22 protein-coding genes and 1 riboswitch are annotated in these 21,771 nt (G+C 61.8%); of the genes, 9 read left to right on the plus strand and 13 right to left on the minus strand.

What is annotated here, in order from left to right:
* Positions 1-27: 27 nt before the first annotated feature.
* From EIO64_RS14885 to rsmH, 7 genes are all read right to left on the minus strand, one after another.
* Positions 28-2,088 carry an ABC transporter ATP-binding protein gene (locus tag EIO64_RS14885; RefSeq protein WP_021748617.1) on the minus strand — a complete coding sequence of 687 codons (2,061 nt, stop codon included), beginning with the start codon at positions 2,086-2,088 and terminating at the stop codon, positions 28-30.
* Positions 2,078-3,820 carry an ABC transporter ATP-binding protein gene (locus EIO64_RS14890; protein ID WP_136891551.1) on the minus strand — a complete coding sequence of 581 codons (1,743 nt, stop codon included), beginning with the start codon at positions 3,818-3,820 and terminating at the stop codon, positions 2,078-2,080. The genes EIO64_RS14885 and EIO64_RS14890 overlap by 11 nt, the downstream gene beginning before the upstream one ends.
* A 70-nt stretch (positions 3,821-3,890) precedes the next feature.
* On the minus strand, positions 3,891-4,322 hold the full coding sequence (locus EIO64_RS14895; RefSeq protein WP_021748615.1) for a MarR family winged helix-turn-helix transcriptional regulator: 432 nt from the start codon (positions 4,320-4,322) through the stop codon (positions 3,891-3,893).
* Between the two features lie 181 nt (positions 4,323-4,503).
* On the minus strand, positions 4,504-5,043 hold the full coding sequence (nrdG, locus tag EIO64_RS14900) for an anaerobic ribonucleoside-triphosphate reductase activating protein (RefSeq protein ID WP_021748614.1): 540 nt from the start codon (positions 5,041-5,043) through the stop codon (positions 4,504-4,506).
* A 184-nt stretch (positions 5,044-5,227) separates the two neighbouring features.
* Positions 5,228-7,426: an anaerobic ribonucleoside-triphosphate reductase gene (gene nrdD / locus EIO64_RS14905; RefSeq protein WP_036628056.1), complete on the minus strand. Its 2,199-nt coding sequence runs from the start codon at positions 7,424-7,426 to the stop codon at positions 5,228-5,230.
* Positions 7,427-7,641: 215 nt separating this feature from the next.
* Positions 7,642-8,001, minus strand: coding sequence for a nucleotide pyrophosphohydrolase (locus EIO64_RS14910; RefSeq protein WP_021751859.1), 360 nt, complete (start codon positions 7,999-8,001; stop codon positions 7,642-7,644).
* An 11-nt stretch (positions 8,002-8,012) separates the two neighbouring features.
* Complete coding sequence (gene rsmH, locus EIO64_RS14915; RefSeq protein WP_136891552.1) at positions 8,013-9,053, minus strand: 16S rRNA (cytosine(1402)-N(4))-methyltransferase RsmH; 1,041 nt, start codon at positions 9,051-9,053, stop codon at positions 8,013-8,015.
* Positions 9,054-9,175: 122 nt separating this feature from the next.
* Between rsmH and EIO64_RS14920 the strand changes: the two genes are divergently transcribed.
* Entirely contained in the window at positions 9,176-9,640 is a 465-nt protein-coding gene (locus EIO64_RS14920) for a helix-turn-helix domain-containing protein (protein WP_021748609.1), read from the plus strand.
* A 182-nt stretch (positions 9,641-9,822) separates the two neighbouring features.
* Positions 9,823-10,038 (plus strand): hypothetical protein, encoded by a 216-nt coding sequence (locus tag EIO64_RS14925; protein WP_021748608.1) that lies wholly within the window; start codon positions 9,823-9,825, stop codon positions 10,036-10,038.
* 91 nt (positions 10,039-10,129) lie between these two features.
* Here EIO64_RS14925 and EIO64_RS14930 read toward each other — a convergent pair whose 3' ends face one another.
* The 3 genes from EIO64_RS14930 to EIO64_RS14940 all read right to left on the minus strand — a co-directional run bounded on the left by EIO64_RS14930 (position 10,130) and on the right by EIO64_RS14940 (position 13,259).
* Complete coding sequence (locus tag EIO64_RS14930) at positions 10,130-11,056, minus strand: pyridoxal phosphate-dependent aminotransferase (RefSeq protein WP_249390917.1); 927 nt, start codon at positions 11,054-11,056, stop codon at positions 10,130-10,132.
* Positions 10,987-11,265 (minus strand): hypothetical protein, encoded by a 279-nt coding sequence (locus EIO64_RS14935; RefSeq protein WP_249390926.1) that lies wholly within the window; start codon positions 11,263-11,265, stop codon positions 10,987-10,989. The genes EIO64_RS14930 and EIO64_RS14935 overlap by 70 nt, the downstream gene beginning before the upstream one ends.
* A 146-nt stretch (positions 11,266-11,411) precedes the next feature.
* Positions 11,412-13,259 carry a hypothetical protein gene (locus tag EIO64_RS14940; RefSeq protein ID WP_021748605.1) on the minus strand — a complete coding sequence of 616 codons (1,848 nt, stop codon included), beginning with the start codon at positions 13,257-13,259 and terminating at the stop codon, positions 11,412-11,414.
* Positions 13,260-13,401: 142 nt separating this feature from the next.
* Here EIO64_RS14940 and EIO64_RS14945 point away from each other — a divergent pair, with 142 nt between their 5' ends.
* Together EIO64_RS14945 and EIO64_RS14950 are read left to right on the plus strand one after the other, a co-directional pair.
* Positions 13,402-14,004 (plus strand): RNA polymerase sigma factor, encoded by a 603-nt coding sequence (locus EIO64_RS14945; RefSeq protein WP_249390701.1) that lies wholly within the window; start codon positions 13,402-13,404, stop codon positions 14,002-14,004.
* Positions 14,001-14,555 (plus strand): hypothetical protein, encoded by a 555-nt coding sequence (locus EIO64_RS14950; protein ID WP_025545012.1) that lies wholly within the window; start codon positions 14,001-14,003, stop codon positions 14,553-14,555. The genes EIO64_RS14945 and EIO64_RS14950 overlap by 4 nt, the downstream gene beginning before the upstream one ends.
* A gap of 73 nt (positions 14,556-14,628) precedes the next feature.
* On the opposite strand, the gene EIO64_RS14955 is transcribed toward EIO64_RS14950, so the two are convergent.
* Together EIO64_RS14955 and EIO64_RS14960 are read right to left on the minus strand one after the other, a co-directional pair.
* Positions 14,629-15,108 carry a M20/M25/M40 family metallo-hydrolase gene (locus EIO64_RS14955; protein ID WP_249390702.1) on the minus strand — a complete coding sequence of 160 codons (480 nt, stop codon included), beginning with the start codon at positions 15,106-15,108 and terminating at the stop codon, positions 14,629-14,631.
* Positions 15,109-15,143: 35 nt separating this feature from the next.
* Positions 15,144-15,728, minus strand: a complete 585-nt coding sequence (locus EIO64_RS14960; protein ID WP_249390703.1) for a M20 metallopeptidase family protein — start codon at positions 15,726-15,728, stop codon at positions 15,144-15,146.
* Between the two features lie 177 nt (positions 15,729-15,905).
* Positions 15,906-16,073, plus strand: a riboswitch (Lysine riboswitch).
* A gap of 121 nt (positions 16,074-16,194) precedes the next feature.
* Here EIO64_RS14960 and dapA point away from each other — a divergent pair.
* From dapA to EIO64_RS14980, 4 genes are all read left to right on the plus strand, one after another.
* Complete coding sequence (gene dapA / locus EIO64_RS14965) at positions 16,195-17,082, plus strand: 4-hydroxy-tetrahydrodipicolinate synthase (RefSeq protein ID WP_036629911.1); 888 nt, start codon at positions 16,195-16,197, stop codon at positions 17,080-17,082.
* The gene (gene dapB, locus EIO64_RS14970) at positions 17,079-17,798 is read left to right on the plus strand and encodes a 4-hydroxy-tetrahydrodipicolinate reductase (protein WP_021748599.1); all 720 of its coding nucleotides are present in this window, start codon (positions 17,079-17,081) and stop codon (positions 17,796-17,798) included. Before dapA ends, dapB begins: the two co-directional genes overlap by 4 nt.
* Positions 17,798-18,499, plus strand: coding sequence for a 2,3,4,5-tetrahydropyridine-2,6-dicarboxylate N-acetyltransferase (gene dapD, locus EIO64_RS14975; RefSeq protein ID WP_021748598.1), 702 nt, complete (start codon positions 17,798-17,800; stop codon positions 18,497-18,499). The genes dapB and dapD overlap by 1 nt, the downstream gene beginning before the upstream one ends.
* A gap of 161 nt (positions 18,500-18,660) precedes the next feature.
* Positions 18,661-19,611, plus strand: coding sequence for a ComEC/Rec2 family competence protein (locus EIO64_RS14980; RefSeq protein WP_136891553.1), 951 nt, complete (start codon positions 18,661-18,663; stop codon positions 19,609-19,611).
* A gap of 84 nt (positions 19,612-19,695) precedes the next feature.
* On the opposite strand, the gene EIO64_RS14985 is transcribed toward EIO64_RS14980, so the two are convergent.
* Complete coding sequence (locus tag EIO64_RS14985; protein WP_158629810.1) at positions 19,696-20,589, minus strand: dihydrodipicolinate synthase family protein; 894 nt, start codon at positions 20,587-20,589, stop codon at positions 19,696-19,698.
* Between the two features lie 264 nt (positions 20,590-20,853).
* On the opposite strand from EIO64_RS14985, the gene EIO64_RS14990 reads away from it, so the two are divergent.
* Positions 20,854-21,627 (plus strand): IclR family transcriptional regulator, encoded by a 774-nt coding sequence (locus tag EIO64_RS14990; protein ID WP_021749722.1) that lies wholly within the window; start codon positions 20,854-20,856, stop codon positions 21,625-21,627.
* Positions 21,628-21,771 lie beyond the last annotated feature (144 nt).

Consider the following 21,771-nt stretch of genomic DNA (forward strand, 5'->3'; position numbering starts at 1 on the left):
AAATGCTCCGGTGGCTTTGATGTTCGCTTATTCCAGCTCGAAGGCACCAGTGTACAGCTGATAGTACAGTCCGTGCTGGCGGATCAGATCGTCGTGGTCGCCCCGCTCCACGATCCGGCCGTGGTCCAGCACCATGATGGCGTTGGAGTTGCGGACGGTGGAGAGCCGGTGGGCGATGACGAACACCGTCCGGCCATACATCAGGGAGTCCATGCCCTGCTGAACGATGGCCTCCGTCCGGGTGTCGATAGAGCTGGTGGCCTCATCCAGGATCATCACCGGCGGGTCTGCCACGGCTGCCCGGGCAATGGCCAGCAGCTGCCGCTGGCCTTGGGACAGATTGGCGCCGTTGCCGGTGAGCATGGTGTCGTACCCCTGGGGCAGGCGGCGGATGAAGTCGTCGGCATTGGCCAGGGCGGCGGCCGCCTCCACCTCTTCATCCGTGGCATCCAGATTGCCGTAGCGGATGTTCTCCCGGACGGTGCCGGTGAAGAGGTTGGTGTCCTGCAGCACGATGCCCAGGCTGCGCCGCAGGTCCGGCTTGCGGATGTTGTTGATGGAGATGCCGTCGTAACGGATCTTGCCGTCGGCAATGTCGTAGAACCGGTTGATCAGGTTGGTGATGGTGGTCTTGCCGGCGCCGGTGGCACCCACGAAGGCCAGCTTCTGGCCAGGCTTGGCAAAGAGGCTGATGTCGTGGAGGATGGTCTTGCCCTCCTCATAGGCGAAGTCCACATGGTCGAACCGCACGTCGCCGGAGAGCTTGATGAGGTAGTAGTCCTCGCTCTCGACATTCCGGACCGGGCCCAGGATGGGGCGGTAGAAGGCCTTGCCGTGCTCCTGGTATTTCCAGGCCCAGGCCTCGTCTTTTCCAGCCTCGGGGGCCTTCAGCTCCGTGAAGGAGCCGTCCGCCTCTTCCCGCACAGGGACCATCACCATGTCAGTGCTGTGGGGGACCCTCCAGGCCCAGAGGTTGGTGCGCTTCTCGGACTCCTCCAGTTGGTGGCCCTCTTTGTCATAGGACACGTTTACCAGCGTCACAGTGCCGTGGTCCTCCTCCGGCTCCTCGTCCATCAGGGCGAAGATCCGCTCCGCGCCGGCCAGGGCCATGATGATGGAGTTGAACTGCTGGGAGATCTGGTTGATGGGGTTGGAAAAGCTCTTGGACAGCTGCAGGAAGCTGGCAATAACGCCCAGGGTGATGGTGGTGTCCACCCCGCTGAGGGCCAGAGCGCCGCCCACCATAGCCACGATCACGTACTGGACATTGCCGATGTTCACCATGATAGGCATCAGGATGCTGGCGTAGGTGTGGGCTTTGTCCGCGCTGTGGAACATTTCGTCGTTGACCCGGTCAAAGCCGTCCTGGGCCTCCTGCTCATGGCAGAAGACCTTGACCACTTTCTGACCGTTGATCATCTCCTCGATATAACCGTTGAGGGCGCCCAGGGTGCTCTGCTGGCGGAGGAAATAGCGGCCGCTGCGGCCGGCCAGGAACCGTGTCACCACCAGGGCGAAGCAGACGCACACCAGGACCACAACCGTGAGCAGGGCGTTGGTGAACAGCATACCCAGGAAGGTGACCAGGATGGTCATAGAGGAGTTGATGACCTGGGGGATGCTCTGGGCGAACATCTGCCGCAGGGTGTCCACATCGTTGGTGTAGACGCTCATCACGTCGCCGTGGGCGTGGGTGTCAAAATACTTGATAGGCAGGGTCTGCATGTGGCCGAACAGGTCGTCCCGAATGGTTTTCTGTACGCCCTGGGACACCACGATCATGTTCCGGTTATAGGCGTAAGCGCACAGGGCACCCACCAGGAACAGGCAACCCATCATCACCAGGGCCCGCACCAGGCCGGAAAAGTCTGGATCCGCCGCACCCAGCAGGGGGGTGATATAGTCGTCGATCAGACTGCCCAGAAACAGAGAGCCCGCCACGTTGGCGATAGCACTGACCAGAATGCACACCAGAACAATGATGAAGCGGGCCTTGTACCCCCGTTTGATATAGCCCATCAGGCGGCCGACAATGTGCCGGCGATGGCCGGGCGCCTTGGCGCCGCTGCGGATCTGCTTACTGCTCATTGTCACTGCCTCCTTTCATTTGGGATTCATAGGTCTCGCGGTAGATATCACAGGTTTTCAGCAATTCGTCGTGGGTACCCATGGCCACGATCTGTCCGCCGTCCATCACCAGGATCTTGTCGGCGTCCTCGATGGAGGAGACCCGCTGGGCGATGATGAACTTGGTGGTATCCGGGATCTCCTCCAGAAACGCTTTGCGGATCAGGGCGTCGGTCTTGGTGTCCACGGCGGAGGTGGAGTCGTCCAGGATCAGGATCTTGGGGTGCTTCAGCAGGGCCCGGGCGATGCAAAGCCGCTGCTTCTGCCCGCCGGAGACGTTGGAGCCGCCCTGCTCGATATAGGTGTCGTACTTGTCGGGGAACTCCTGGATAAAGGAGTCCGCCTGGGCCAGCTGGCACATCCGGACCATCTCCTCGTCAGTGGCGTCCTTTTTGCCCCAGCGGAGATTATCCTTGATGGTGCCGGAGAACAGCACGTTCTTCTGCAGCACCATGGCCACCTGGTCCCGCAGGGCGTCCATATCGTAGTCCCGGACGTCCGCGCCGCCCACCAGGACGCGGCCCTCAGTGGCGTCGTACAGACGGGGGATCAGCTGGACCAGGGTGGTCTTGGAGGTGCCGGTGCCGCCCAGGATACCTACGGTCTCACCGGACTTCACCGTGAGGTTCACGTTCTTCAGGCACTCCTTGCTGGGGTCCTTGGCGTAGGAGAAGCTGACGTTCTCAAACACCACGGAGCCGTCCTTGACCTCTTCGATGGGCTGGGAGCCGTTCTTCAGATCGCTCTCCTCGTTCAGGATCTCTGTGATCCGCTCTGCGGAGGCCCGGGCCATGATGATCATAGTCAGTACCATGGAGAGCATCATCAGGCTCATCAGCATCATCATGATGTAGCTGAACATACTGGTCAGCTGGCCGGTGGTCATGCTGCCGCCCACGATCAGGTTGGCGCCGATCCAGGACACGGAGATCATGCAGGCATACACACAGATCTGCATCAGAGGCATATTGAAGGCCAGGATGCGCTCCGCCTTGGAGAAGTCCATGTAGATCTCCTGGGAGACCTTGCCGAACTTCTCTACTTCATGGTCCTCCCGAACAAAGGACTTCACCACCCGGATACCCAGCAGGTTCTCCTGCACCACGTTGTTCAGGTGGTCATAGCGCTTGAAGACCCGTTCAAAAATGGGGTGGGCCCTGGTCATGATGAGCGCCAGGCCGATGCCCAGGATCGGGATGACCACCAGGAAGATCAGTGCCAGCTTGGGGTTGATGCGCAGGGTGAGTACCCAGGCGCAGATCAACATGATGGGGGACCGGACCGCGATACGGATGACCATCATAAAAGCCATCTGGACGTTGGTCACGTCTGTGGTCAGGCGGGTGATGATGCCGCTGGTGGAGAACTTGTCAATGTTGGCAAAGGAGAACTTCTGGACATTCCGATACATCTCCCGCCGCAGATTCCGCGCGAAGCCCGTAGAGGCCTTGGCGCCGAAACGGCCGGACAGTCCGCCGCAGATCAGCGCCAGAACAGCCATTCCCACCACGGTGAGGCCGTAGGCGGCAATATGGTGCATGCTGCCGGCCTTGACCCCCTCGTCCAGCAGCTTGCCGGTCATCAGGGGGATCAACACGTCAAACGCCACTTCGCCGATGACGAAGATGGGCGTCAGGATGGCGGCTGGCCAGAACTCCTGAATACAGCTGGCCAGGCTCCTTTTTTTCTTCATAGAATACCTCCTTGTGTCTTTGCTGTGCCGGGGGAAGCGATTGAGCCGCTTCCCGGCGGGGCCCGGTTGGTCAAATGAGATTTTGCTTCAGCTTTTCCGCGATGGCCAGGAACTGGTCAATCTCCTCCTGAGAGATGCCTCTGGTCAGCGTCGCCTCTGTGGCGGCGATCCGCCGCTCTGCCTCCTGATTCAGCGCCTGCGCCCGGAGTGTGGGCGTGATCCGCTTCATCCGGGCGTCCCTGACTCCCATAGAGCGCTGGACGAGGCCCTCGTCCTCCAGCCGCTTCAGCAGCCGGGAGGCGGTGGAGCTGCGGATGCAGAGGGCGCGCTCCAGATCCTTTTGATAGATTTCCCGGCCCTGGCTGTGGCAGAGATAACCGATCAAAACGCCCTCGATCTCCGTCAGCATGCTCTGGGGATGGTCGGCAGGCCCCCAAAGCCGTCTGCGCAGGAGATTGGACAGTGCCTTGATCTCATACCCGACGTACCGCTCATGCTGCATGGAAACACCTCCTCCAACTGAACAGGATTATATTTTAGTTAGCAAACTAGCAAATGTCAAGAAGCAATCTGCCAAAATTTCTACGGGTCTTCCTTTAAAATTCGGCAGGCACCGAAAGAGAAGGAGGCGCCCCACACCGAAGGGCGGGGCGCCTCTGAAAAAACGGGTTGGAGGCTGCTGTTCAGCGGCCGCCCCGGGGGCGGTCCGGCAGGAAACAGAGGCAACCGGCCTGACGGCTGGCGTTCAGGTCGATGAGCCGCTGGTTGGAGCTGCCCCGGAACCGGAGGGTCAGGTCCTTCAGCTCCTCTACGAAGCGGCCGTCCACCAGCACATCCAACAGGGAGAGCATCTCGTCTGTCACCTCGCAGCGGGGATGAGTGCCGTCCGAGGTAAGCTCCTCATAGGTGAAGCCGGAGAAGCCCCAGATGGTCTTGTCCGGATACATCTGCCGGACCCGCCGGAGAAAGGGCACCAGGGCCCGCTGGTTCTCCGGTTCAAAGGGCTCGCCCCCCAGCAGTGTCAGGCCGTTGATGTAGACAGGGGAGAGCAGGGAGAGCAAATAATCCTCCGTCTCGGTGGTAAAGGGCTGGCCGTAGCAGAAGTCCCAGGTTTGGGGCTGAAAGCAGTTCTTGCAGTGATTGGTGCAGCCGGAGACGAACAGGGTAACCCGCACTCCCTCGCCATTGGCAATGTCGCAGTTTTTGATCTCACCGTAGTACATGGCGGTCCTCCTGCTATTCTTCAAAATGGGCGCCCGCAGGCGCCCATTTGAGTTTGATCGTTTTTCCCGGGGACATGCGCCTCGGGAAAAACACCGCTCAGTTTGTAAGTGTGCGAGCGAAGCGAGTGCGCGCACAAACTGCAATCTCTTCGTTCAAAAGGCTTTGCCTTTTGAACGAAATATTTTACAGGTGCAGCACCCGGTCCCGGATCTCCTGAGTCCGGCCCTGGTTCCAGAACTGGGTTCCGATGTAGCCGCAGGTCCGGCGGGCCACATTCATCTTGTCCTGGTCTGTGTTGCCGCACTGGGGGCACTTCCAGATCAGCTTGCCGTTCTCCTCCGCGATCTGGATCTCGCCGTCCCAGCCGCACACCTGGCAGTAGTCGGACTTGGTGTTCAGTTCGGCGTAGATGATGTTTTCATAGATGAACTTCATCACCTGGAGCACCGCCTCCAGGTTGTTCTGCATGTCCGGCACCTCCACGTAGCTGATGGCGCCGCCGGGAGACAGGGCCTGGAACTGGGCCTCAAACTTCAGCTTGTCGAAAGCGTTGATATCTTCTGTCACATGGACGTGGTAGCTGTTGGTGATGTAGCTCTTGTCAGTGACGCCCTCGATGATGCCGAAGCGGCGCTGCAGGCTCTTGGCAAATTTATAGGTGGTGGACTCCAAAGGCGTACCGTAGAGGGAGAAATCGATATCGCTCTCCTCCTTCCACTTCCTGCAGGCGTCGTTCATGTACTGCATCACCTGCAGGGCGAAGGGGGTGGCGGAGGGGTCCGTATGGCTCTTGCCGGTCATGTACTTCACGCACTCGTAGAGGCCGGCGTAGCCCAGGGAGATGGTGGAGTAGCCGTGGTAGAGCAGCTTGTCGATGGTCTCGCCCTTCTTCAGCCGGGCGCAGGCGCCGTACTGCCACAGAATCGGGGCCACGTCGGAGAGAGTGCCCTTCAGCCGATTGTGCCGGCACATCAGGGCACGGTGGCACAGCTCCAGGCGTTCGTCAAAGATCTTCCAGAACTTGTCCAGGTCGCCGCCGGAGGACAGGGCCACATCGGGCAGATTGATGGTCACCACGCCCTGATTGAAGCGGCCGTAGTACTTGTGCTTGCCAGGCTCATAATTGCCGGCGTTTGCGATGTTGCCGATGCCGGCATCTGTGAAGCGGTCCGGCGTCAGGAAGGAGCGGCAGCCCATGCAGGTATACACATCGCCCTTCAGCTCCAGCATTTTCTTGGCAGAGATGTAGTCGGGCACCATCCGGCGGGCGGTGCACTTGGCCGCCAGCTTGGTCAGGTAATAATAGGGGGAATCCTCGTGGACGTTATCCTCCTCCAGCACATAGATCAGCTTGGGGAAGGCGGGAGTGATCCACACGCCCTTTTCGTTCTTCACGCCCTGGTAGCGCTGCTCCAGGGTTTCCTCAATGATGAGGGCCAGATCCTTTTTCTCCTGCTCGTTCTTGGCCTCACCCAGGTACATGAACACCGTCACGAAGGGGGCCTGGCCGTTGGTGGTCAGCAGGGTCAGCACTTGGTACTGGATGGTCTGGACGCCGCGGCGGACCTCATCCCGCAGACGGGTCTCCACCAGCTCCTCGATCTTCTCCCGGGTGGGCCGGATGCCCAGGGCCTCCATCTCCTGCTCCACCAGCCGGCGGATCTTCTTCCGGCTCACATCCACGAAGGGGGCCAGGTGGGCCAGGGAGATAGACTGCCCGCCGTACTGGTTGGAAGCCACCTGAGCGATGATCTGAGTGGCAATGTTGCAGGCGGTGGAGAAGCTGTGGGGCCGCTCGATCAGGGTGTCCGTGATGACGGTGCCGTTCTGAAGCATATCCTCCAGATTCACCAGGTCACAGTTGTGCATGTGCTGGGCGTAGTAGTCCGAGTCATGGAAGTGGATGATGCCCTCCCGATGGGCCTCCACGATGTCGGCGGGCAGCAGCAGCCGCTCGCTCAGGTCCCGGGAGACCTCGCCGGCCATGTAGTCCCGCTGGGTGGAGTTCACCACCGGGTTCTTGTTGGAGTTCTCCTGCTTGGCCTCCTCGTTGCAGCACTCGATGAGGCTGAGGATCTTCTCGTCGGTGGTATTGCTCTTGCGGACCAGAGAGCGGACATAGCGGTAGGTGATGTAGTTCTTGGCCACCTCATAGGCCCCGTGAGCCATGATCTGGGACTCCACCAGGTCCTGAATCTCCTCCACAGAGGGGGAGCGGTTCATCTTCTGACAGCTGAGTTCCACGGACTCCGCGATCCGCTGGATCTGGACCGGGGTCATCCGGGCGTCCTCCTCGATAGTGTTGTTGGCCTTGGTGATGGCGGCGATGATCTTCGTGATGTCGAAGATGACCTCCGTGCCGTTCCGCTTCATGACTTTCATGGGACTCTCCGCCTCTCTTGTAGAATCAATCTCAATTGTAATATATCTAGTAAGCATTGTTATCATACCACACTAGATATGGGATGAAAAGTTGCATTTACCATAGTGTCTTCCAAAATTCGGCGAGGAAATTTGTGCGTTCCGGAGAAAAGCTGTCGATGCGGAAAAACCGCCCCGTGCGGCAGGGCGCGGAGCGGTCGGGATCCGGAGAACAGTCAGGTCAGCTCTGTGTATTTGGCGGCGCTGCCCCGGGCCTTTTCCACCGGGTACTTGGCGGCGTTCTGATCCACCTTGGCGTTCAGGATCTCATCCAGATCCAGGCCGCACACATCGGCCATCAGGACGCAGTAGCTCAGCACATCCGCCAGCTCCTCCCGGATGCGGCCCAGCTTGTCCCGGCATTCCAGGTCCGCGCCGCTCCACTGGAATATCTCCAGCAGCTCCGCCGCCTCCAGGGACAGGGAGATGGCCAGGTCCTTGGGGGTGTGGAACTGCCGCCACTCCCGGTCGTCCCGGAACTGGATCACCCGACGGATCGTCTCATCCCGCAGCATGGATGTCAACTCCTTTTCCATAAAATCAGGATTCACTCCGCCCGGACAGCCCAGCGCAGCTTGGTGGAGTGGGCCCGGGGGTTCCGGCGGCACTCCTGAGGGGAGGGACGGGTGACCTCCTGGGCGATGTCGCTGTAAAGCCCCTCCCGGTACTGCTGGCGGAAGGCCTGCTTCACCAGCCGGTCCTCCCCGGAGTGAAAGGTGAGGATGGCCGCCCGCCCGCCGGGCTTCAGCACATGGGGGAGCTTTTCCAGAAAGGCGTACAGCACCTCGAACTCACTGTTCACGTCGATCCGCAGCGCCTGGAAGGTCCGCTGACAGGACTTCTTCACCGCCTCCTTCCGCTCCCCGGCGGGGAGGAAAGACAGCGCCCCCTCAATGAGGGCGTACAGCTGGCGGGTGGTATCCACAGTGCCGCCCCGGCGGAACACCTGAATGACGGCCTTTGCGATGCGGTCCGCGTAGGGCTCGTCGGAATTTTCCGCCAGCAGGTTCTCCAGCTCCTCCTGGTCCAGCTGCCGCAGCCGCTCCGCCGCGGTGACGCCGGAGGAGGGGTCCAGCCGCAGGTCCAGGGGACCGTCCTGCTTGAAGGTAAAGCCCCGGGCCGGGTCGTCGATCTGCATGGAGGAGACGCCTAAATCCGCCAGCACGAAGTCGAAGAGCACGCCGGGGGCCACCTGGTCCACGTCGGCGAAATTCCGATGCTGGATGGTGAGGAGCTCCGGCCCGAAGCCCGCAGATGCCAGCCGGGCGCGGGTCTTTTCCATCTCGATGGGGTCCACGTCCGTGGCATATAGGTGTCCTTGCCCCTGGAGCTGTGCCAGCATCCGGCGGGTGTGGCCGCCGTAGCCCAGCGTGGCGTCGTAGCCGGTCTGGCCCGGCTGGATCTGAAGGACCTCCAGGATCTCGTCTACCAGAATGGGGATGTGCATCCCTGCCGGGGTCTTGCCGCTCTCGATGATCTTTTCTACATCAGAGCGGTAGTTCTCCGGGTCATGCTCTTTGTACTTCTCCTGAAAGGTGCGGGGGTGGGTGCCCTTGTACCGGGGGCGGCGCTTGTGCTCCTGCTCCATGGGATCAACTCCTTCTCTGAACCGCTATCATATCACAGCCGCAGCCAAAAGAAAAGTCCCGCCGCATTGACAGAGCGGCGGGGACCGGATACAATAGACATTCAGCAAGGAGGCAGATTTTTATGGTAACTTTGGCACAGCGCATTGAGGAGCTGCGGACCGCCAGGGGCCTGAGCCGTCCGGCTCTTGCCGCCGCCCTGGGCTTCCCCCGCACGGCGATTGAAAAGTTTGAGACGGGCCGCCAGACCCCCACCCAGGACCAGCAGAACAAGCTGGCGTCCTACTTCGGCGTGTCCCTCTTCTATCTCCGGGGAGAGACCAACGACACCACCCAGATGTCCGACTGGATGGACGGGGCGTTTCTGGACGAGCCCGCCCCGGTTCCGGCCCCCAGGCGGGCGGCAGTGAAGCCGGCGGTGGCGGCGTCCTCCGGCGGGGAGGGCGGCACCATGTTCGACGCGTTCCTCACCAGCAAGAAATTCCAGGAGGCACTGCGCACCGCGGTGCTGGATACTCTCCGCACGCCGGAGGGCCAGGAGCTCCTGACCAAGGCCATCCGGAAAGAGCTGGCGAATCGGCAGAAGTGATGTGCGGCGGCGAAAGGGGCGGGGGATCGTGATCTCCCATCCTGTGTGTGCTCCGGGTGTATGGGGGAGGCGAAATGCGGCCGGAGGGAAAATCCGCGGAACGTTTGCCAACATCCGCTGCGCATAATACCATACAGAAATCAGGAGGGAACTGACGGATACAGACTGGGGGGCAGGCTCAGATGAAGAATGTTCTGTATATAATCAAAGTGGTGGCACTGGCCTGTGCGGCCGGAGTGATTATGACGATCCTGGGGGCTTTTCCGCCTCTGTCGTTCCTGTATAACTGGCTTGTGGGCCACGGCCTGCAAAATGTATGGGTTGGACTGATGGCCGGTGTCATCGCCATCTGCGTGTCCCTGTACAATATGCACCACGCGAAAAAGAAACGGAAGTGAGCGATTTGCGCTCAGTCCGGCTGAGAGGCTTGGATGCTCTGACCAATCAAAAGAGCCGCGGGAGTTTGATCCCGCGGCTCTTCTTGCGCGTTTACAGGCTCTTGATGAACTTCTCGATCCGGTCCAATCCCTCTTTCAGGTCCGCGTCGGAGTAGCAGTAGCTCAGGCGCATGAACCCCTCGGTGCCGAAGTGGATGCCGGGGATGACGCCCACCAGGCCCTCCTTCAGCATCCGGGTGCAGAAGGTGTTGGAGTCCATGCCGAACTTCCGGATGTCCACAAACATGTAGAAGGCGCCCTCCGGCTTCTCCGCGTCCAGGCCCATGTCCACCAGGCGCTGGTAGACGTAGTCCCGGCGCCTGCGGAAGATCTCCACCACATCGCTGGTGTCCGTCTCCAGGGCCGTGACGCAGGCCCGCTGGACAAAGGAGGGCACGGAGGTGACACAGTACTGGTGGAACACCTGGATCCGGTCCATCAGCTTGGCGTCCGCCATGCAGTAGCCCAGGCGCCAGCCGGTCATGGCATAAGGCTTGGAGAAGCTCTGGACCACAATGATCCGGTCCCGCATGTCCTGGTACTCAGCAAAGCTGTGGTAGTCCTCACAGTAGGTCAGAGTGCGGTACACATCGTCGCACAGGACAAAGATGGGCTTGTCCCGGAGGATGGCGTGGACGGCGTCCAGGGTCTCCTTGGTGTAGACGCAGCCGGTGGGATTGTTGGGGGAGGTCAGGATGATGGCCTTGGTCCTGTCGGTGATGGCGGCCTTCAGCTCCTCCGGCACGATCTGGAAGTGGTTGTGCTCTGTGGGCAGGGAGACGGGCACACCGCCCTGCAGCTGGACCAGCGCCTCATACAGGCCGAAGGCAGGGGTGGGGATGATGACCTCGTCCCCTGGGTTCAGGATGGTGGAGAAGGAGGCGAACAGCGCCTCCGTGGCGCCCACCGTCAGGATGATCTCACTGGGGGCGTAGTGGAGGCCATGGGCCTCGGCCTCGAATTTGGAGATGGCCTCCAGCGCGTAGGGATAGCCGTTGCCGGGGGATAGTGGGTATCGTTGGCGTCCAGAGCGGCCTTGGCGGCCTCCTTGATGACGTCGGGGGTGTTCAGATCCGGCTCGCCGATGGTCAGGGCGCAGGCGCCGGGGGTATCCCGCACCAGATAGGTGAACTGCCGGATGCCGGACAGCTCCACGCCCATAACGGCATTGTTCAGAGTCAGGTCCATGGATTTTCACGCTCCTTTTTGTTCATGAAATTCAGTATATCCGGATAAAAAAGGGATGTCAACGGCAGTTTCCACAAAAAGGGAGGCACCGAAAAGAAAGCGGCCCCGCCGCAATCTGCGGCGGGGCCTGCTGGGAGACTGCATTTTCAGGTGGGCTGATTGGAAGAGGCAGCATCTTCTGCCGGCTGGCCCGTTTCGGCGGGGGCATCAGCTGGCGCCTCCTCCGGGGTGAAGGTCACGGGGGTCTCTCCGGCCCGGGCGACGGAGGTGCCGGAGAGAATGCCGCCGCCCTCCCCTGCGGTGTAGGCGATAGTCACCTGATCCCCGGCATTCAGGATCACCGCCAGGGGGTTCTCCGCGGCGTTGACGGCGTAGAAGGTGTCCTGTCCCTCCAGCCGCAGGAAGTAGTAGGAATTGCCGTCCAGCACAGCGGTGCGGATCTCAGCGATGGCGCCGCTGATCTCCTCCTGGTCAGAGGGAACAGCCTCCGCATCCCCGTCGGAGATGAGGCCGCTGTCGGCCAGTGCCCGGCGGTAATTGGCCTCGCACTCCGCTACGGTGCTGCCGGTCTCTACAATGTTGTACTGCTGGACGTTCACCATGGCGTACATCTTCACCAGACCGTCTTCACCCTTGAGGGACATGAAGTAGGTGGGCTGGTCGGCGATGTTCAGCAGCAACGGGAAGGTGGCCACGTAACGCATCTGCTGGACCTGACTCATGGCGCTGGCCTGCGCGGACGCCTCTGTGGCGCCGGCGACAGAATAGAAGTGCGTCTCCTTGGTCCGCTGGTTGGAGAGGATGAATCCGATGTTGGACTGGTCGGATGTCACAGAGGTGACACCGGTATACATATACACGTCATCCCCGATGGCAATATAATTGTAGCCTTCTGTGGTGTGCGTCACATCCCGCTGGCCGAAAATGGAGTTGATAAAGCCGTTGTGGTACATTCCGTAATAATCGTACTGCTCCATAATCAGATTCGCGTCATAGACGTGGTCCACCCAGTTGGGGACCTCCTCATAATACTGGCTCTCCCCGGTAACGGCGTTCACCAGAACGGCCCCCTGGATGTCCGTGCCGCCGAAGAGGCCGATGGTCTTCACCATGCGGGGGCAGACCCAGTAGGGCTCGCCCTCTTCATTGATCTCAAACACCGGATCGGCAAACATATATGTGGGATAGTGGAACCGCAGGTGGCGGGGCAGATACCGCCCGAAATGCTCGGCGGTGGTATATTTCATCCCCTCGTCCAGGCGGACCACTTCCGCCTCCTGGGTCACCATGTCGATAATCAGATAAGCGGGCAGGCCCGCGGAGCGGTTGGTGAACCACTTGACCAGATCTCCATAGGCCAGGGAAGTCACGCGCACCGGGCGACCCTGGTAGTTGATCTGGGTGTAGGAGGGCAGGATCTCAAACTGGGAGACCATATCCGCCAGTTCGCCCAGTTTGCGGCTGCCCAGGCGCGCGGCGGAGTCTTCGTCCAGCATGGGGATCTGATTGTAGGAGATCTCCTCCACCTCGGAAGCAAAATCACCATCTTTGATGGAAAGCAGCTTGCTGTAGCTTCCGGCCCGGATTACCACCCAAGAGGTAAGGCCGCCGATGATGATGGCGGCGATCAGAGCCACCAGGACCAGGAAGGGGATGGTGCACTGCTTTTTCACAAAGCCGAAGTACCCCTTCACGCCCTCCCCCTGAAAGCCGGAGGTGAGCACGGCGCACACGCAGTACACCGCGCACAGCAGGAACACGAAGACATAGAACTCCTCCGCGTGGAAGTTCAGGGCGGGCAGCTCGAAGTAAAAGTACCCCAGGCCGAACAGCAGCGTCACGCCCAGATTGATGAGCGTCCGCGTGAAGGCGTTGCCAATGGCCTTGCGGGGCTTCCGCTCCCGCTTGGGACGCTGGGGCTGGGAGGCGTCCCCGCCGCTGAAACCGCCGAAAGCACTGGGGTCAAAGCCTCCGAAGTCAAATGAAAATGGCATAAAAACCCAATTCCTCCTTTTTCAGATGGGCCGAATTGAAACCCATGATACAGGAAAAGTGTGAACAAATCAAGGTTTCCCGTCAGAACACCATTCCGATTCCGAAAAGATTATGGTAAAATCAAAACAACATGTAAGCTCTGTGCGGAAACTGCGTGTAGAGAAGTGGAGAGGAGGGACGGCATTGGAGGATGCCCGGATCGTGGAGCTGTACTGGGAGCGGGACGAGGCGGCCATTGCGGAGAGCAGCGCCAAGTACGGCGGCTACTGCTACCAGATCGCCTTCCGCATCCTGGCCCTGCGGGAGGACGCGGAGGAGTGCGTGGGAGACACCTGGCTGCGGGCCTGGGAGGCCATGCCGCCCAGCCGCCCCGGCAGGCTGGATACGTTCCTGGGGAAGATCACCCGGAACCTGTCCCTGGACCGCTGGCGGGCCCTGCGGGCCCAGAAGCGGTGGCAGGGACAGGCGGAACTGGCGCTGACGGAGCTGGGGGACTGCCTGCCCGCCTCCGGCGGCGTGGAACAGGAGGTGGAGGCCGCCGCCCTGGCGGAGAGCCTGAACCGCTTTTTGGAATCCCTGCCCCAGGAGAAACGGGTGCTGTTTGTCCGTCGGTACTGGTATCTCTGCTCCGTGGAGGAGCTGGCCGCCTGGAGCGGCAGGCGGCGGGGGACGGTCTCCGCGGCGCTGTTCCGCCTGCGGCAGGACCTGCAGGAACACTTGGAGAGGGAGGGATTCACCCTATGACAAGGGAACAGCTGCTGGATGCTGTGGGAGATATCCGGGATGCGTTCATCCGGGAGGCCGCGCCGCCGCCCGCCTCGTACCGCAAGCAGCGGGAATTCCCCTGGACCGGCGCGGTGGCGGCCTGCCTGGCGCTGATGATCGTGGGCTCCACATTCTTCCTGTCACAGATGAACATGGGGGACGGAGCCACTGGAAGCGGCGGCGCCTCTGCCGTCACGGAGGACACGGCGGAGGTCGGTGAGTCCGGCGGAACGGTGAACGGTGCAGCAGACGGCACAGACGATTCTGAGCCGGAGACAGCGGCGATCACTGTCACGGTGGATGGCACGGTGTATGTGCAGGCAGGCGGCGTGGGCCGCCATCCAGAGGCGTGCCCGGAGGGATTCTCCTACGCTGGAGAGGCGGAGCTGCCGGACACCGGGGAGCTTTGTCCCTACTATGCCGACCCGGAGCGGCCGGGGCAGATCTATGTCTATCAGAGCTGCTGGGATGAGGGGACCGGAACCACCTATATGGCCTATGTCCGCTACGAGGCGGAGACAACAAACTGACCGCGGGCGGAAAGAGAAAGCAGGGCCGCCGGAGGGGATCCCCTCCGGCGGCCTTTTGCGTATGAGCCTGTCCTCACGGCAGCATCAGCAGCTTTTTCAAAAATTCCACGCCCCTGGGCAGAACGGCCTCGTCATCAAAGGTGAAGTCCGGGGCGTGAAGCTGGGGGGTATCCCCGGTGCCCAGGAAGAAGAACAGCCCCGGCACATACTGCTGGTAGAAGGAGAAGTCCTCCGCCGCCAGCACCGGCTTTTCCATGAGGGTCGGCGCGTTATCGCCCAGCTGGGCGGCGATCTTCTGATAGAGCTCTTCGTGGTTCCACACGGCGGGGTAACCCTCGCTGAGGTGGACGTCCAGGCTGCAGCCGGTCTCCGCTGCCACGGACCGGCCGATGTCCTTCAGCTGCTGACGGCAGAAACGGAAGGTGTCCTCCCGGTAGGTGCGCAGGCTCCCCTCCAGCACGGTGCGGCCGCTGATGGCGTTCCGGACTGTGCCGGAGACCATCTTGCCGAACCGCAGCACCCGGGGCTGGTCCGGGGGCAGCTGTTCCATCATGTCATAGGCCCGCTGGAGGTAGGAGATGCCCGCCGTCAGGGCGTCCAGCCCTCGTCCGCCCGGGACATGTGGACGCTGCGGCCTTCTACGGTGACGGTGACCTCGTTGGACCGTGCCATCAGCGGGCCGGGGCGGGAGGCGATGGTCCCGGCCTCCAGGCCGGGCCACAGGTGCAGGCCGAAGATCCGGCGGACCCGGTAGCGCTCCAGCACGCCGCTCTCACACAGCTTTCCGGCGCCGCCGGTGGTCTCCTCCGACGGCTGGAAGAGGAAGAGCACGTTCCGGGGCAGCTCGGCCAGATGCTCCGCCGCATACTCCGCCAGGGTCAGGACCATGGCGGTGTGGGCATCGTGGCCGCAGGCATGCATCCGCCCGGGATGGACAGAGGCGTAGGGCAGGTCCGTGGCCTCCGTCACCGGAAGCGCGTCCAGCTCCGCCCGAAATGCCACGGCATCGCTCTTCCCTGCGTCGAACCAGGCGCAGACGCTGCCGGTGATGGGAGAGAACACCCGGCAGGGCAGCGGGGCCAAAATGCGCTGGACCAGCTGAACCGTCTCCGGCAGCTGGTTATCCAGCTCCGGGATGCGGTGCAGGGCACGGCGGTAATCGACGGCGGACATGGACAGGACCTCCCCTTCTGAGATGACATTAATAATCATATCATACCACAGACACGGTCGGGTGACCAGAGGAACCGGGATTTTTCGTCCCTTTTGACAAGGAAACGGGACTGCCAGACGCGCTTTTTTCCGTTTTTTCCCTTGCCAAAAGGGAGAATGTAATGGTATGATACCAGAAAATGAGATAGAGGCGCGGATGCGACGAGACCATGGGAGCCGACGGGCGAGGATCGTGGGGGAGGCAAGTCCGCCGAACTCCCTGGTCAGGTATGGGCAGGGGGTGGGTCCGTGGGGAATACCCACGGGACTGTCCGCGGAATTTTCCGCGGGGGCGCTATCCGCTTACAGGGAACTCCGCTTTTTGCATGGGTGCAGAGGTGTGAAAGAGCTGTCGGTAGGGGCGTGTCTCTACCGACTTTTTTGTTGCTTCAACCAACGGACAAAAAGAAAGACGGAGGACACTCACATGAAATTTGAACATCTGCAAGGTTCCATTGTCGCCATGGTCACCCCGTTCCGCCAGGACGGCAGCGTCAACTTCGATATGCTGACAGAGCTGCTGGAGCGGCAGATCGCCGCCGGTACCGACGGCATCCTGACCCTGGGCACCACCGGCGAATACTCCACGATGAGCCATGAGGAGGATGCCGCTGTGGTGGAGCACACCATCCGGGTGGTGGACGGCCGGGTGCCGGTGATGGTGGGCAGCGGCTCCAACTGCACTGTCACCCAGATCGAGAAGAGCCGGCTGTACCAGTCCATGGGGGCGGATGCCCTGCTGCTGATCTCCCCCTACTACAACAAGGCTAACGCGGAGGGGATGTACCGCCACTTCGCCGAGACGGCGGACGCGGTGGACATTCCCTGCATCCTCTATAATGTGCCGGGCCGTACAGGCTGCTCCATCCCGGTTTCCGTGGTGGAACGGCTGGCCCGGCACCCCAACATCGCCGGCATCAAAGAAGCCAGCGGCGATATGTCCTACGCCATGAAGATCGCTCGCTGCGTGGGACCGGATTTCGCCCTGTACTCCGGCAACGACGACATCACTGTGCCCATCCTCAGCATCGGCGGCAGCGGCGTCATCTCCGTCTACGCCAACGTGATGCCCGCCATGTGCCGCCAGATCGTGGCGGACTGGCTGGACGGGAACCATGCCCGGGCCCTGGAGAACCACCTGCGGTACCTGCAGTTGATGAACGACCTGTTCCTGGAGGTGAACCCCATCCCGGTGAAGGCCGCCATGAATATGATGGGGCTGGACGTGGGTCCCATGCGGCTGCCCCTGTGCGAGATGGGGGAGGCCAACGCCGCCACACTCCGCCGGACGCTGGAGGAGGCGGGACTGCTGTGAGGATCATTTTGATCGGCCGGGGCAAAATGGGGACGCTGATCCGGGAGACCGCTGCGGCCGCCGGGGATGAGATTGAGGCCGTCTTCGGCCGGGACGATCTGGGCCAGCTGGGCAGACTGGGGCGTGTAGCGGACGTGGTGATGGATTTTTCCCGCCCGGAGGCTCTGCCGGAGGTCGCCTCCTATGTCCGCCGGACGGGGACGCCACTCCTCTCTGGAACCACCGGGTATACGGAGGCGGAGAAGGGGAGTCTCTTTGCCCTGGGCTCTGCGGCCCCGGTGCTGTGGAGCGCCAACTACTCCCTGGGGGTGGCGGTGCTGGCCCGGGCCCTGCAGGTCATCGCCCCGGTGCTGGGGCCGGATTTTGACATCGAGATCACCGAGACCCACCACAGCCAGAAGGCGGACGCCCCCAGCGGCACCGCAAAGCTGCTGCTGGAAGCTGTCGATCCCCAGCACCGCCTGCGGCCGGTGTATGGCCGGGAGGGGAACTGCGGCCGCCGGGAGAAGGATGAGGTAGGCATCCACGCACTCCGGGGCGGCACCGTGGCCGGGACCCACACGGTCCATTTCTTTGGGCCGGATGAGGAACTGGAGCTGACCCACCGGGCTGCCAGCCGCCAGATCTTTGTGAACGGGGCCCTGCACATCGCCCGGCTGCTGCCTGGGCGGCCCAAAGGGGTCTATGACCTGCAAAAAATCTTGTTTGGAGCGTGATGGCTTTGAATGCACAGGAAATCATCAACTATATCGCAGATTCCCCCAAGAAGACCCCAGTAAAGATTTACGTCAACCTGTCGGCTCCGGTGGACTTCGGATCCGCTGAAGTGTTCGGTGAGGGAAAGAGCCGCATCGTCTTTGGGGACTGGGCCGAGCTGGCGCCCATCCTGGAGGACAACCGGGAGAAGATCACCGACTGCGTGGTGGAGAACGACCGCCGGAACTCCGGCGTGCCCCTGCTGGACCTGAAAGATCTCAAGGCCCGGATCGAACCCGGGGCCATCATTCGGGAGAAGGTGGAGATCGGCGAGGGTGCCGTCATCATGATGGGGGCCATCCTCAATATCGGTGCTGTGGTGGGCAAACGCACCATGATCGACATGGGGGCTGTCCTGGGCGGACGGGCCACGGTGGGAGACGACTGCCACATCGGCGCCGGAGCCGTGCTGGCCGGGGTGGTGGAGCCCGCCTCCGCCACCCCGGTAGTGGTGGAGGACGGCGTCCTGGTGGGCGCCAACGCCGTGGTGATCGAGGGGGTGCGGATCGGCGCCGGGGCTGTGGTGGCCGCGGGCGCTGTTGTGACGGAGAACGTCCCTCCCAACGCGGTGGTGGCCGGAACCCCCGCCAGGATCATCAAGATGAAGGACGCCCGGACGGAGGGAAAGACCGCCCTGGTGGACGCCTTGCGGAGCCTGTGAACTGGAGAAGAAGCGGCCCTGCGGCGTTGTGCCGCAGGGTCCCTTTTATCAGAACGTCAAAATTTAAGACAAAAATTTGGCGGCAATCGTTTGCGGTTTCGATTGCCTGGGGCGGCGCCTTGTGATATTGTAATAGCAACAATCGAACAGGGGGGCTGGACATGCTGGTATTGGACTTCATCAACGTGGGCAACGGCGACTCCATCCTGGTCCGGGAGATGGAGGGGGAACGGCTGCGTTTTTCCATGCTGGTGGACTGCGGCCACGACAGCCTGGAGCGGGACGACCACCCGCCGGTGGAGGACCCCCGCTCCTGCCGGATCTTTGCCGGGGATTTCCTGCGAAGTCAAGGTGTGGCGCATCTGGATATCCTGCTGGTCACCCACTTCCACCGGGACCACATCGGTGGTCTGGGCCGGGTGCTGGAGACCGTCACTGTGGGCGAGCTGCTGACCCCCTATGCGCCCCCCGCCGATTCCGGCCCTCTGGACCCGGACGGAGACAACGGCCTGCCCAAGGCAGCGCGGAACGTGCTGCGGTGTATGGACCTGTACGCCGGCCCCCTGCGGCGGTACGGAGACCGGATCGGCCGGATCAAGGAGCTGCCGGGGGACCGGGTGGAGTGTCTCCGGCTGACGGACGACCTCACCATGGACATCCTGTTCGGCGAGCCCGCCCTGTACCCCCGGCAGAGAGCGGTGTACGACGCCGCCTTCCGGGGGGAGCGGAACGGCTATGACCTGATTCACTGGGGAAAGTCCATGAACGTCTCCAGCCTGCGCCAGCGGCTGTACTACCATGGGAAGGAGATCGTTCTGGGGGGCGACGCCTACGCCCACATGTGGGAGACGCAGACCGCCACCCCCTGCGACATCCTGAAGGTGCCCCACCATGCCTCCCTGTCCTCCACCACCCGGAAGCTGCTGCGGCTGCTCCAGCCGAAAGCCGCCGTGGTCTGCGTGGCCGCCGGACGTCCGGACGAGCGGCCCCATCCTTATATCGTCTCCCTGCTGAAGGAATTTACGGAAGATGTCCATTTCACCGATGCGGTGGAGATCCCCGGCCTGGTGGAGCCGGTGTTCCACACGTCCGTCCATATAGAGCTGCCATGAGGAGTTCTCTGATAAAAAAGAGACCGCCCCAGCCGCCGTTTTCAAAACGGCGGCTGGGGCGGTGCGGCTTCAGGGGGAAGCAGATTACTGCACGCCCTCCCGGTTCAGCAGCTCCAGGATTCTGGCGTCATCTTCCACCGTGGCGCTGGGCATGGGGAAGGTGCCCGCACTGGTGGCGGCGATGCCCCGCAGGCGGCAGGCCTCCTTGATGACGGGCAGGAAGGGGCTGCGGATGGCATACAGGTCCATCAGATGGTCGATGGTCTGCTGGCCTCTGGCGATGCCGGCCAGGTCGTTCTCCCGGAAGGCGCGGACCCAGGCGGCGCAGATCTCCGGCACCACGTTGCTGAGGGCGCCGATGCAGCCGTTGCCGCCGGAGAGTACATTGTGGGCGAAGTTGTCGTCAAAGCCGGAGTAGATCTCGAACTGGGGGATCTGGGACTTGACGACCTTGATGAGCTCCCGGGTGTGGTCCATGCCGGGAACGGTGTCTTTCATGCCCACGATGTTGGGGTGCATCTTGGCCAAAGCCAGCACCGTCTCAGGCGGGATCGTGTAGCCGGTGTTGTCAGGGAAGTTGTAGATGTAGATATCGCCGTGAATTTGCTCGGCCAGGCGGTCATAGTATTGCAGCAGAGCGGAGGGGCCGAAGTGGAAGTAGTAGGGCGGCAGGATCATAACGGCGTCGGCTCCTGCGTCCAGGCAGAAGTTGGAAAAGCTGATGATCTCGTCCGCTACCATGTGGCTGGTGCCGATGATCAGCTTCACCCGGTGGTCGATCTTCTCGATGGCGAATTTGGCCATCTCCCGGCGCTGGTTCATGGGCATGGCGAAAAACTCGCTGCTGCTGCCCTCCACCAGGATGCCGTCTACGCCCTGGTCGATGAGATTGTTGAACAGACGCTCCTGGCTGGCCAGGTCCAGCGTGCCATCCTCGTTGAAGAGTGTGATGGCCGGCGTCAGATATGCTGCGTTCATAGAAAAGTCCTCCTTCATACGGCCCCGGGACCGCTGGCTCCAAACCCGCGGGGTGAGATTTTGAAAACGCACGGGCGGGGCGCGAAAAACAGGCTTTAGTATAACAAAACGGCGCTGAATGTCAAGAGAAGATCTGGTAAAATCCCGCCGGTTGGAAAACAGGGCGGCGGCGCATGCCCGCTTGTCAAACGAAGCGGCATCTGATATGATCGGCCTGGAGAAATCAATCGGCGGCGGAGAGCGCCGGCGTGGAAGGAGCACGATATGACACAGGGACAGCATCGGGCCACAGCCCGGGTTTTGGATATTCTGGAGAGCCTGTCCGGCTCAGAGGAGGGCTTGACGCTGACAGAATTGTCACAGGCCCTGGATGCCCCGAAGAGCAGCCTGTTTCCCATCGTACATACGCTGGAGGAGCGGCGATACCTCCGGCAGGACGATGGGACGGGCCGGTATACTATGGGTCCCCGGGCGCTGGTGCTGGGAGCGGCCTTCTCGGCGGACCGGGGGCTGGCACCCATTACCCAGGTGATGAAGGAGGTGGCTTCCAAATGCCAGGAGACATGCCAGATGGGCATTCTGGACCAAGACAGGGTGCTGTATGTGGCGCGGGAGGATTCTCCCCAGCCCATCCGGCTGATTTCCTGGGTGGGGACCCGCCTGCCGGCCAACGCCACTGCCGTCGGTAAGGCTCTGCTCAGCGGCCTGACGAACGAGGAGGTGCGGGCGCTGTATGCCGGGGGCCTGCCCCGGCTGACAGAGCAGACCATCACGGATGTGGAGACCCTGCTGGCCCAGTTGGAGGCGGTCCGGCGCGGGGAACTGGCTATGGAGCGGGAGGAATCCACGGACCAGCTGGCCTGCTGGGCCGCGCCGCTGCGGCGGAAGGGAACGGTGTTCGCGGCTCTCAGCATCTCCGTACCGCTGTTCCGCTGCCGGGAAGAGAAGATCGAGCTGGTCCGCCGCAGTCTCCTGACTGCCCAGGCGGAGATCGAAAAGCTGGCCGAAACGCGAAACTTTGGCTTGTCTGAGAATTGACAAACTGGGAACGGCATGATATAATGCGACCGAAAATTCCAAAATAAGAACTGAGTTCGACATAAGGAACAGAAAAGGGCGCCGCGCTGACAAGAGTCTGTCTTGGTGTCCCCCTTGCACGGAGATCTGTGTGCGGTCCCAGAG

Origin of the sequence: Dysosmobacter welbionis (genome assembly GCF_005121165.3) — a bacterium.
GTDB classification, from domain to species: Bacteria; Bacillota; Clostridia; order Oscillospirales; family Oscillospiraceae; genus Oscillibacter; species Oscillibacter welbionis.